The following is a 12338-nucleotide window of genomic DNA, read 5'->3' as shown; positions in this document are numbered from 1 at the left end:
TGTGCAGGAGAGGCCGGGGGGAATTATGGATAGTGTATTTAAGCGTGCGCAGGGAAAGAAGCTGTCACATCGCAAATCACAAGATTCAAAAGGGGTCTGCCAAAAGTCTGAAGCAGACTCAAAGCAATTATTGCAACAGTTTCAAGATGTGATCAAACATGTTGAAGACAATGCCAAGGATGAGGGGTCGTGCAAAGATGCGCTGCGTCGCTTATACACCAGCCATGAATCCAGCTTTTCTGCTAAGAAAGTGACTGGTCCGCACGAGTAATGAGGAGGCATCATGAACTTTTCAATTCATAATGCACCAATTAGTACACGTGCTTGGATGATAGTGGTGTTATTTGCACTGGGGCTTTTTGCTAATTCCTTGCTGGATGCTCATAACACCAACAAACATATGCGTGCTAACTATGAATATGGTGTGCAGCTGATCATTGAGAGTGCGCTCGGTGTTATCAATCATTACTATGAGCAAAGTAGAAGTGGCGCACTCAGTGAAGAAGAAGCAAAGCGTTTGGCCTTAGTGGCCATTTCTGCAATGCGCTTTGATAACGGCAACTATATTTTTGTGGCTGACAAGGAAGGGATCCAGCTGGCCTCTGGTCTAAAACACCTGCTTGGTACAAATATTTTGCCGCTCAAAGATGGCAATGGAAAGTTATTTGTGGAAGAGCTATACGCGACCGGAAAAAGTGGGGGGGGATTCGTTGAATATCTTTGGAAAACTTCACCAGATGCAACGGAGCTGACGCCAAAAACCAGTTATGCCGACTATTTTCACGAGTGGGATTGGATGATTGGCACTGGTATCAATATTGCGGCGTTAGAGGAAGATATCGAGCAATCTCAGATGATCTCCCTGATGAACGTCGTTATGGTGTTGGCGGTATTATCTACCTTGGTGATTTATTTCATTAGAAGTATCACTAAACCAATTAAAAGCACCGTGTCAGCAATGCGCGATCTTGCGAGTGGTGAAGGGGATTTAACTCAGCGTTTGAAAGAGGAAGGCAGTCAAGAGCTGATCGATTTAGCTCAGTATTTTAATCGCTTTGTGGGTTCTATTCAGGACATTATGCTCAGTGTCAGTGCCGCAGGAACACAACTGGCTGACTCTGCAACTCGCTTGTCATCGTCAGTTTCAACTGTCGACATGAACTTGAACCAGCAGCGCAGCGATACAGAAGAGCTTGCAGGGGCAATGAATGAGATGCTCGCCGCGGTGACTGAAGTGTCGGGTAGAACGGTAGATGCGTCAGAATTCAGTGTGAAAGCAGCCAAGCAAACAGAGCAGAGCTTGGAGATCATTGAGTGTAATATTCAAAAGTCTCAGCTTTTGGCTGAAGATATCGGTGAAGCGAGTCAAGTCATTGCTCAACTTGCCGCAGATAGTCGTAATGTCGATACCGTACTTGAAGTGATCCGAGGAATTGCCGAGCAAACCAATCTGTTGGCATTAAATGCTGCCATTGAAGCTGCCCGGGCTGGTGAGGCTGGACGTGGATTTGCTGTGGTTGCTGACGAAGTGCGCACTTTGTCACTGCGCACGCAGGAATCAACTATTGAGATTCAAACGATTATTGAGAAGTTACAAGCTGGCGCAGAGCAAGCGGTAGAAGTTATGAGCAAAGGCGCTGAAAAAGCGTCTAATACATCGCAGATTTCGTCATCAGCGGGAGATGCGCTTAACGAGATAGCTCAAGAGGTCCATGCCATTCAAGGTATGAACCAGCAAATCTCTGCTGCAACAGAGCAGCAAACCATGACGGTCAATGGTATCAATCAAAATGTTGCCAATTTGAATGACGGTTCTACTTCGTTGGCCGGTGAATCGACCTTAATGGCAACAGCCAGTGAAGAGCTTAGTCAGGTGTCTGAGGACATGATGAGGATGATAAACCGCTTTAAGTTAGCATAATGCTGTTAAAAAACGGGTTGTTAGGTGAATTGGTTTGGCGTAAAACTATGAATCGACCCTAACAACCTAAGTACATTAAGTAAGGCGTCTTGTACTTCAGCGCAACATTGTCACAGTTAGGATCAGGGTTTTTTCGCCATCCTAGCGGGTGCGCTCCCCATTGTAACCTGTTATCGTAACGAAAGTTGGGATCCACTGTTTGATACGATGCATGATCTTCCCTACTCGTCATCCTGAAATAAGGTAGGATCTACAGTTCAATGCGACTCATGATCTTCCCTACTCGTCATCCTGAAATAAGGTAGGATCTACAGTTCAATACGACTCATGATCTTCCCAGCTCGTCATCCTGAAATAAGGTAGGATCTAATGTTCAATACGACGTATGATCTTCCCAGCTCGTCATCCTGAGATAAGTCAGGATCCACTGCTCAATACGATTCATGATCTGCCAGTCCGTGATCCTGAGATAAGTCAGGATCCATTGTTCGATACGATTCATGATCACCCCAGCCCCTTTACTCTGAGATAGCCAGATCCTTCGGCAATAAGATGTGTACACGCTCTTTTAATCGCTTTGTGACAATCAACCAAGTCTACAGGGGACGAAAGAGGAGTATTGTTCGAGAGAAATATATGTTTTAGGGACGTGCTCTACTCATTTTTAATATGCCAAGTTTGAGCTAAATCAACATCACGAATTGTTTGTTTTTTAAACGCCGAGTCTCCCCTGTGTATACCCTGATTTGGTCTATATTGAGTGTGCGACTAAAAACCTCAAAGCAAGGATACAAAAATGAGCTTGATTAGTAATGTACAACAAACCCTAAACAGACTATCCCATTTTGGCTGGAATGAATGGTTTCAAGAGCATGGATTAGATATTTCTGCAGAAGATCTGACCGCAGAGTTGCAACGGTTACTTCCTGCTATCCGACGAGACAAGCCCGGGATGGAAGACTTTTCAACGAATGGTAAACGGGCTATTGAGGCTGGAAAACCGAGCTTAAGTCTACTTTATCACGCCTTATCCAGCCCAAATGTACACCCGACATCTGATGGGAAACCACACCAAGACAGTGCTGCCTACCCAACATTGACTGAACTTGACCAAGTAGAGAACTTGATTTTTAGCTTAAGTAAAAGAACACTTAGCTCCTTTCAAAATCCGGTAGTCGCAGTATTCGCCTATCAATATCGTGTTGCTCAAAACAGTCCGCACAAGTTGCATGCCGATATTGGCTACTCAAGGTGCGGGATAGCCCGTATTGGTACAGAACCGGAGCGCTACGATGCGCCTACGCGTTCATTTACATCTAGCCCGGAATCAGAAGAGCGCAGTATTGCTGTGTTGCCTGCCCGGTATGGCGCGTTTATTGCTGAGCGTCGCTCACCAGATAGTCAAGATGTTGTGTTCCGTGACTCCCCAACAGATCATAGTCAAGAGTTTCTATTTCCCGTTCATAAGCTATTTGCAGGTGATGAATGTCTCTTTGATGACCAAGGTCAGGGTATTCATTTATCTCAAGTCGAGTTTACCGAGTATCATATTAATGAAAAGCTTAGACGGCTCCACAAAAACCCCGGTGATAACCCTGATTTTGTGCCTCCTTTAGCAATTTTCGATTTAGATAAACCGCCATTTACGCGCGACTCTGTCAATGATGAATTAGTGGAGATGAAGCAGGCGGGGGACTCTGTATTGGTCATTTCCAAACCCCAAGCACATCTATCGCGCACTGCATCTCAGCAGGTGAATGGCAACATGGAATTGGCGCGTTTTGAAGTGCCTGAGGGGCGAAGTTGCTTTTTTAGTTCACTAATTATCACCGCCCATGCAGGAAGAGCTGCACCGGAATATGTCAACATCCGACACAAAGTGATCACAAATAACAATGGTGATATTGAACTAGAAGACTTAAACAAAACACTTAACACCAGAGAGTTTACAGAGCAAGTTATAAACTTAGAAGGGAGATCTGTTGGTGGGTACGAAGCTGCGCATTTTATAGATGATTCTTGCGATGGTTATTTATCTGTTTCTATTCCTGAGTTATCAAATTTACAAACTTATAAAGCCTTTTCCTTGGTGACCGCTGTCGACTTTTTCCCGCAAATCCGTCAACTCGATATTCAACGTTGGGTTGAAGAGCTTTACGGGGCTGAGGTTGGTTTAAGTCTGGATACGGTGCAAAACAGGCTGCACTTTTCTCAAGGCGGTCCACGACCGCTTAGTGATGGCAGGTTTACCAGAACCCTTTCCGGTCAAACAACTAAAAACAACACAGTGCCTAATCAGTCTCTCACAATACCTAACTCAGCTGATTTAGTGTTCCCTGCTGCGGATAGAGTTAACCGCACTATGACGAGTATTGTCGGGCCAGCTGCGAGTGGGAGTGCGTTTAACAAGAACGAATCACTTGCGAGGGCTTTGAGCTGGTTACCTGACTCCGCAGCTGACGTATTTGCGCCAGGTTGGGATATTTCGACGCATGTTGATCAAGGCCAAAATACCTATGCTTCATATGGATTAGGAAGCCCCTTCTTAGAAGATGCAAAACTTTGTGCCGCATTGAACTCATACTGGCCTGCCGCCGCACCTGACTCGTCTAGGACGTTCAATATTTCTTGGTCTCCAACTGCACAACCGCTGCTGGATAAAGAGCTTGGTTATCACCCCGCGCACCCTCGGGTACTGAGTCAGGAAGTGTCTGCAAACTTAGGTTGGGATGGTGAGCATGGGCCATTTATTGAGTCTGAAAATGGTCAGAATTACGTAAACTGTGCACATAGAAATCGCTCAGATTACGTTAGCAATGCACTGGCGAATAAAATAGGCTTCAATGGCTTGGATAAAGTCCCTGCTGAAGAAATGATCCAGCGTATGGATGTGTTACGTGCGTGTTTTGACTCATTGCGTCGCCAGACAGTTACGAACAACCAATTGTGGATGGTTAACGCAGAAAAAGTACCATCATGGCAAAATTGGCACAGTACGGTACTTCCCAAAGCGAGTAATAGCTTAGAGGGTATTGGTTATATATATCGTTTTGCTATTGTCGGTCAAAATGCCGTTGATGTAGAGGCTACTCCGATCACCCGAGAGCGCTATGAACTTGTTAATCAGGTCGAATTTCAAATCAGTGCTCGTGAAATTTATATTAAAGTTTTCGATCAAGACTGGGTGTCTCAACCTGTTAATTTGGTATTAGAGGAGTACTAATGCCAAATTACGAGTGTGATTTAGTGATTGTCGGTTCAGGGCCTGCTGGGTTAGCTGCGGCACTTTGTGCATTAAAGTCTAATTTAAGTGTGATCCTTGTCGAGCCTCGCGTATTTCCCCGCTATCGACATGGCGAATCCCTTCATCCTGGTGTGGAGCCTGTGCTCCAACACTTGGGTGCAGGGTCACTTTTATCAAACGGTGAGTTTATTCGGTATTTAGGCATTTGGTCTGGTAGCTCGACAGATTTAACCTACCATAAACTGGGCAATGACGATGAAGGGGATTGGCGAGGGTATCAAATTATGGGAGCAGAATTTGATACTGAACTACAAAAGCTCGTATTGCAAAGAGGTGCCAAGCTGATAGCGGATAGAGCTCACTCAGTGGTACGAAAAGGAGAGTGTGTCGCAGGTATTCGCACTGTGGGTGGATTGCAAATTCGGGCCAAATTCACGTTGGATGCGGCGGGAGGTAGACACTGGTTGGCCAATCAGCTCAATATTGAAGTTGAGCCTTTTTCGCCCCCTTTGGTATCAACGAGTGAGTATGGTTCACTGTCATCGGAAGGTGAGCAAGTTGCACAATTACCAAGGTTTGAGTTTGATGAAAATGGCTGGACATGGACTGCTGAGGTAGAGCGAAAGATGTATTGTGTAACACGGCTAAATTGGCATACAAACTTAAATAAAAAGCCTGAGAAAACTTATAGTAAAACCCTCAATAGCACCACAAAAGTCAGGGCAAGTAATGTGACGTGGCGGTGTGCGCAAAGACTAGCAGGTGCAGGTTTTTTTATATTGGGTGATGCCGCAATGGTGCTGGATCCTGCGTCGTCTCAAGGTGTGATCCGAGCGCTAACTTCCGGGGTTACTGCGGTAGAGTTGATCAAGGTTTTGCTCTTTGAGCCTGAGCAAGAAGCCAGCTTATATCAAACATATACCGATAAAATGCAATGGCAGTTTCATGACTCACGGCGCAGTTTAATCAAGCACTATCGACAGTCGCCCAGTTGCCCTTATTGGTTAAGCGCACAATAATCAATTGCAAGCTAAGGGATGCGTTTACCCGAGGCGTGTCGCAATGTGAAAGTGTAGAGGATAACGAAAGCAGCTGTTCGGCGGCAATAAAAAACCAGATGAAGATCTGGTTTTTTGTCATTTTTAAGTATATGTGTTCTGGTTAAGAAAGCTTACGTTCGTGAGGGGGACTTAACCTTGGGGCACAAATTAACATGGTAAGCAGAGCGCCACAGCAGAGTGCCCATGCAATGTAAATCAACCCTTCAAAATTGTCATAAATCAATGTCCAAGACTTCATATTGAAATAGGACCAAGCAATATTCTCTAGCAGAGTTAACAAGTTTACAATTGCCATATAGATGAAGAGCCAATGAAAAACACCGTCGAAATTAGTAAGTTTGATGTGTTTCGAATTGGACAAAAGTCGTGACAATTGCACTCTGAAAATTAGTACAAGGGCTGTGGTAACAGTAAAAAAGATTTGTACACCATAAATAATGCTACCTTGAAGCAGTGCATTTTCGGTAACGGTGACGTAGTTAATAATACCAGACTCGAAAATGATAATTTCAATCCCAGTTAAAGCTAAAATAAACCCTGCTATGTGAATTACATTTATCTCTCTTATATATATGCCATAGCCTATACATGCAGTTAATAGGCTAACATATATCGGCGTCACTAGGCGTTGGTCCCATAATTGAATATAAAAAAAAGCCAAAGAGGCGATACTTAGCAAGATTAAATTTGAAAGCTTCATTACTTATCCTTATTTAAGCTTATCAATTGCAATAGGGATATTGCCAAATTGCCGTTGAGCTGTTCTTGGTGCCTTATAAGCTGTATTGCCTCCTGATATCGAGATACAAGCACTGATTGTGAGTTGCTGCCCTTCTTTGAATTGAGAGTAGATTGGCTGTACGTCAATTGAGCTTACTTTTGATGGGCTATTCGTTCTTACACCATCAGATACTAAGTCACAGCGATTTAAGCCAAGGGTTTGTAGTTTTCGAATAGTTCTAAAAGGGGAGTTCATTGCTGTTTATCCTTTACGTTTTGTTTATCAAGCTACCACTGATGTCATAACATATTTCAGCTTACTTAAAGTTTCGAGAGGCGTTGGTTTTTTCATGCATACTCGTCGTTCAGAATTGGACGAGTAAGTTTGGAAATAAAGTGTGCAGATCTGGCTGGCATCATCACAGCATATGTATCTGTAAAAGCAATATCAGTCAGTGTTTGTCTGATAGATTTTACCTTACCGTTTTTGCGCAGTAGGAGGGCATTGTTAACTATCCAAGCAATTGAAGTTTTTAATTTACTTAAAAAAATATGAGGTAATATTTTGTTCATTCTTCGTCATCCTGTAACTCAGGCCTAGTTAGAGCATTTCTATAGGGCCTTACATGATTAAGTAAAGACTTAGTATCTAGTTTGCAGTGCGGTAGCTCAAAAGAGGTTTAAATTTTATTGAATTTATACCCTGCTGATAGTTACCAATTGCTTTACGAGTACATCCTAACTTTTTTGCCATAAGCTTTTGAGATATAACTGCGATTATATTAATTTGCTTTGAGTCACCGCGATTGCTCTCGTTTTCTACCTTGCTTTATTGCGATGTGGGGGTTGATATGCACCAATAGAATACTCTGCATTAACAACTCTGTACCAAAATAGAAACAAGGGTGAGCAAATCATGCTCACGACTGCTAAACGGCGCCGATTTCATAGCCTGATCGGGTTATGAATTACACGATATTTCTTAATAGTCCAAAGGTCAACATGACGTTTACATTAAACATGTTTTTATTTCAGGTATTCTGAAGTTTGATAAATTGAGGCAGTACGATTTAGCCTACCAGCAGCGCTATTGGGGGTGGAGCATTAAATAGCAAAGGTGATTGATAATCTGAATTAGGCAAAAGAGGATCATCTAATGCAAAATATGCGCTGTACATAAAGGTAATTAACACCGCAGCGCAGGGCTGTTAAACGAGCTTGATGACGCCTGTATGGTGAAAAACCCCAAATATCAACGATGTCTGTGGGCTATAGCGCTGCAAAATGGACTTTTCAAAGCGCCACACGAGAGGCGCTTGATAAGTACGTAAGGGTTAAATAAATGCCGGTACAACTCTTTGGGCTATTTGGTCAAAAATTGTGTCTTCTCTATCGTATCCGGTGATCACGACCGTTAAATCTAACTCTTTGATAATTATCAGACGCTGACCACCACCGCCCCATGCGATATTGGCGTTGTAGTTTTTACCTTTCACATTGATATCGGTCTGGTACCAGAAGTAACCATAGGAGTAATGGTCTGGGATCCAGTCTGAGACAGGGCGAATAAGCTTTTGCATCGCCTTATTTAGATAATGCTGGGAAATCAACTGCTCCCCTTGCCATTTTCCGTTATTTTTAACGAGTTGGGCGAGCTTGAGCATATCTCTTGATGTCATTGATGCCCGCCAGCCACCCTCTGGTAATCCACTTATTGCGTTTGCCCAAGTAAAGTTTGTAATGCCTAACTTGTTAAACAATTCTTTTTTTATAAATTGCTCAGCACCACTTGGTACTACGGCATCTATGACTTGCATGACCAAGGTTGGGTTGTAATTACCGTAGCGATAACGTTGAGACTCAGAAGTAATTGGTTGACTGTGTTCTAGTAGCTCTTGGATAAAGCCCTGACCTTTTAGCTTTTTCAATGTTTTTAATGAGAATTCATTTTGATTGCGGGATAGCTCCTTGGTTTTATCTTCTGGAATTTGCAGACCACCGCTCATAATCAGTGCTTTATGCAATGTGATATTTTTTGCGCCTTGGGTGAACTTTTTTGCATCTAACTGAGGCAAAAAACTGACTAAGGGTTTATGTAAGTCCGCCATGGTTAAATAACCAAGCTGAATGGCTCTGCCCAATAACAAGCTGGTGTAGCCTTTCACTGCGGATGCTTGGTCATGAGGTAAATTGATCCTACCGCGCAAAAAGTAAGATTCAAAAACCAGTTTTCCTTGATGTGAAATCAACATACTGGTGTAGTCACCATGTTTTTTATTCGCCACCTCTTGTGCGAATTGCATTACCACATCTTGGTTTTTACTATGTAAGGCCAACTCTCCAACTGGGGTGCCATCTTTCATATCTTGTGGTGCGGAGCTTATAAAAGCTTTATCAAGCTCTGAGATATCCCAAAATCGCCCTTGAAGTTCTTTTTGTGTGGCGACTGGTGCAAAGTGATCAGATTGCGAAACACTGTTTGCCATTGTTGTGCTGCTCAAACTTAGCAGTGCGGCCAATAACATGGTTTTTTTTAGATTTATTGAATTGCCCATAACAAGCCTCTTGATTTAACGTCATTTGCTCAAACGCTACAAGACAAGGGAATTTGAGCAACTTAAAACACCTTAAATCTTCTAAAGTTACAAATAGTGTTTGCTAAATAAAAATATATCCAATACTTTCAATGGTATATGGTTTTATGGTTATGTCGAAATATCCGAGTTCCGCGGATTTTAACACTCGTTGAGACTTTGGTTTTGAGGCGAGTCAGCGTTAGACACTACGCTTAAGCGTTTATTTTTGATATTTATATATGCAGTCTGCACAATGTCTATGGCCCAAAGTATTGCCAATTGTGTTCATTCTGCATGGCAAAATTAAACAATGGGGTGTCAATGAGGACCGCTGCTTGCAACTAGAAATATATTTACCGAGTGGGATTAGGGGATGATGCACAGTCAACAGTATCAGCTCGGTCGCTGGCTGGTATGCCCGAAGACCAACAGCATCAAAAACAAATCAGAAACGCGTATGCTCGACAATAAGAGTATGCAAGTACTTTTGCTATTGATCCAAGAGGCCGGAAAGGTTGTCACCAAAGAGACAATATTCGAACAAGTTTGGGCTGGCAAATTTGTTGCGGCTGACATTTTGTCGGTGACTATCAGCAAAATTCGCAAAGCGCTTGATGACAGTGCGCGCAATCCCATTTTTATAAAAACCATACCGAATGAAGGCTATCTACTCATTGCTGAGGTGAAGAAGGTTGAGACACCTTATGTATCGAGTATGGAGAGCGCCACACAGCAAAAGTTCGTGGCAATATGTTGTGTACTGCCAATCTTATTTTTGATTTGGTATTTCACTCAGCCGGATGAAAAAGCCGAGCCTCAGTCGGTAAATGTCCATTCTATAGCGGTATTACCGTTTGAAGACTTAAGCCCATTGCAAGATAGCCAATATTTCGCGGAAGGGTTATCTGACGCCATTATCAATCAATTGTCTCAGGTAAAGTCGCTTAAGGTGATTTCACGTTATTCATCATTTTTATATCGAGATAATGACAGTGCCACGGAGATAGGTAAGGCGCTACAAGTTGACGCGATCCTAGATGGCCATATACAAAAAATGGGTGAACAAACGCGTATTCATGTAAGGATAATAGGCACTCATGATGGTCAGCTATTGTGGTCAAAAATCTATACTGGTCAATCCGATACTAGTTTTCAGCTTCAAGATGAAGTGAGCGCTTCCTTATCTGGTGTTATAGACAATACCAAGAGTACCCATGAAAAACAGCGACAAGACATCGATGCGCAAGCGTATGAGTGGTATCTAATGGGGCAATATCATTGGCGTCAAAGGACGCCTGATTCATTGAACAAGGCGGTCACCTATTTTGAGCATAGTCTGGCGTTAGAGCCGGATTACGCAGATGCACATATAGGCCTAGCCATTAGTTATGCTTTTTTACACACATTTGGTAGTTGGGGTGAGATGGAGGCAATCAATGCTGCGCTTCCACATATCGAAAAGGCATTAGCACTGAAGCCCAATTCGCCTTTAGCACTGGCCACGCAGGGGATGCTGTTATCAGACAAAGCTGCGGCGACAGGCAACTTTGCACTTTATCGCCATGCTCAAGATGCGCTGAGTTTATCGCTGGAGATTGAAAACAATGCTACAACACATCTTTGGTATAGCAAATTGCTCAATCGCTTGGGTAAACAATCAGAGGCTGTAGCCCACTTGGAGCAGGCGATAATATTAAACCCACTGTCAGCGCCCCTAAAGCGAGCGATGAGCTTTTTGTTAAAATCCATGGGGAAACAAAACTCGGCACAGCTTATATATCAGCAAGCCCTAGAGCTGGATCCTGACTCGGGTACTCAGTTATTGGATGCTGCTAAGGTGAATCGGCATACTCAGACGTCTATTTTGGCGATGGCAAATTGGCATAGGCAGACTCCAGCACTTTTTGATGTTTGTTCAAGTATTGAAGTGTGTGAACAACAGGTGCTCGCTTACCTTAGCGTCGGCGCAGAGCAGGCCGCTCGAGTACTGTTGAATCGAATGGAGCCTTTACATGGCCACTTTATACATTCGTTGGACATGATTGCTCTGAGCGAAAGTAAAAACGAGGCGCAGATCTTAGCGAATATACGAAATCGAGTGTTTCGACTTCCTTATAGTGTCGCTGCGAGATTAAAACTGGCTCGCGCACAATATAGAGCTGCGCAATTTGAAGCGGCAAAAAACACTTTGCTACAAGTTTATCCAAGTTGGCAGCACGACACGCTAGGGCGGGTTGAAGTGAGTACAGACAACTACCAGTCAATCATCTTGTATGCTGCCACTCTTATACAGCTGCACGACACTAAACGTGGGCTGCAACTGTTAAGAAAAGTAGATAATTTACTGGGGCAAGGTGAAGTTTTTGATAAGGTACAAACGCAGTTTTCTTTGGCTGAAGTAAATGCATTGCAAGGAAATCATCAGCGTGCTTTAAACCACTTGGCAAACGCGCTTGAAATGGGTTGGGTGGAGTCACTTAATTCTCAGTGGTGGACGCTAAAAAATAATCATTTATTGCAGTCATTACAACCCTTGCCAGAGTTTCAAAAGCTACTTGCAAAACATCTAGAAACGCGAAAAAAGTTGGCTGACCGTATTGATGGTTTGCTGTGATTTTGATGCTTTATTAACTTTACTTTTTCACTTCTGGTGCGTTTATTTTCCGCTGAAAATAATACATTTTGGGGTAATTAGACAAGTAAATATACTTGTCCGGCATGTCAGGCTTTATCCGGCATTATTAACCGTGTAGAGGACAGTTAAGGTAGTGGTGGCGATATAGCACTCAATGGTGTTCGATTGATTTGTACTCCAT

Annotated in this window: 10 protein-coding genes; 5 read left to right on the top strand and 5 right to left on the bottom strand. The window is 43.2% G+C overall.

What is annotated here, in order from left to right; translation table 11 throughout:
* Positions 1-25 precede the first annotated feature (25 nt).
* Together N483_RS08300 and N483_RS08295 are read left to right on the top strand one after the other, a co-directional pair.
* Positions 26-271, top strand: coding sequence for a hypothetical protein (locus tag N483_RS08300; RefSeq protein WP_023400862.1), 246 nt, complete (start codon positions 26-28; stop codon positions 269-271).
* Between the two features lie 12 nt (positions 272-283).
* Positions 284-1921, top strand: coding sequence for a methyl-accepting chemotaxis protein (locus N483_RS08295; protein WP_023400863.1), 1638 nt, complete (start codon positions 284-286; stop codon positions 1919-1921).
* 373 nt (positions 1922-2294) lie between these two features.
* On the opposite strand, the gene N483_RS27605 is transcribed toward N483_RS08295, so the two are convergent.
* A complete protein-coding gene (locus tag N483_RS27605) occupies positions 2295-2423 on the bottom strand; it encodes a hypothetical protein (protein ID WP_269201371.1) in 129 nt (42 codons plus the stop codon).
* 294 nt (positions 2424-2717) lie between these two features.
* On the opposite strand from N483_RS27605, the gene N483_RS08290 reads away from it, so the two are divergent.
* Positions 2718-5144 carry a hypothetical protein gene (locus N483_RS08290; protein WP_023400864.1) on the top strand — a complete coding sequence of 809 codons (2427 nt, stop codon included), beginning with the start codon at positions 2718-2720 and terminating at the stop codon, positions 5142-5144.
* A complete protein-coding gene (locus tag N483_RS08285; RefSeq protein WP_023400865.1) occupies positions 5144-6184 on the top strand; it encodes an NAD(P)/FAD-dependent oxidoreductase in 1041 nt (346 codons plus the stop codon). The genes N483_RS08290 and N483_RS08285 overlap by 1 nt, the downstream gene beginning before the upstream one ends.
* Positions 6185-6326: 142 nt before the next feature.
* Here N483_RS08285 and N483_RS08280 read toward each other — a convergent pair whose 3' ends face one another.
* The 4 genes from N483_RS08280 to N483_RS08265 form a co-directional block, all read right to left on the bottom strand.
* Positions 6327-6926, bottom strand: coding sequence for a hypothetical protein (locus N483_RS08280; protein ID WP_023400866.1), 600 nt, complete (start codon positions 6924-6926; stop codon positions 6327-6329).
* A gap of 9 nt (positions 6927-6935) precedes the next feature.
* A complete protein-coding gene (locus N483_RS08275; protein ID WP_023400867.1) occupies positions 6936-7202 on the bottom strand; it encodes a hypothetical protein in 267 nt (88 codons plus the stop codon).
* A 92-nt stretch (positions 7203-7294) separates the two neighbouring features.
* Positions 7295-7519, bottom strand: a complete 225-nt coding sequence (locus N483_RS08270) for a hypothetical protein (protein WP_023400868.1) — start codon at positions 7517-7519, stop codon at positions 7295-7297.
* Positions 7520-8280: 761 nt separating this feature from the next.
* Complete coding sequence (locus tag N483_RS08265) at positions 8281-9501, bottom strand: serine hydrolase domain-containing protein (RefSeq protein WP_023400869.1); 1221 nt, start codon at positions 9499-9501, stop codon at positions 8281-8283.
* 394 nt (positions 9502-9895) lie between these two features.
* On the opposite strand from N483_RS08265, the gene N483_RS08260 reads away from it, so the two are divergent.
* Positions 9896-12136, top strand: a complete 2241-nt coding sequence (locus N483_RS08260) for a winged helix-turn-helix domain-containing protein (protein ID WP_080672645.1) — start codon at positions 9896-9898, stop codon at positions 12134-12136.
* Positions 12137-12338: the final 202 nt, after the last annotated feature.

It is taken from the genome of Pseudoalteromonas luteoviolacea NCIMB 1944 (assembly GCF_001625565.1).
In the GTDB taxonomy this organism is placed as follows: Bacteria; Pseudomonadota; Gammaproteobacteria; order Enterobacterales; family Alteromonadaceae; genus Pseudoalteromonas; species Pseudoalteromonas luteoviolacea_F.
Note: the sequence above shows the minus strand (reverse complement) of the source record. Positions and strands in the feature narration are given on the sequence as shown.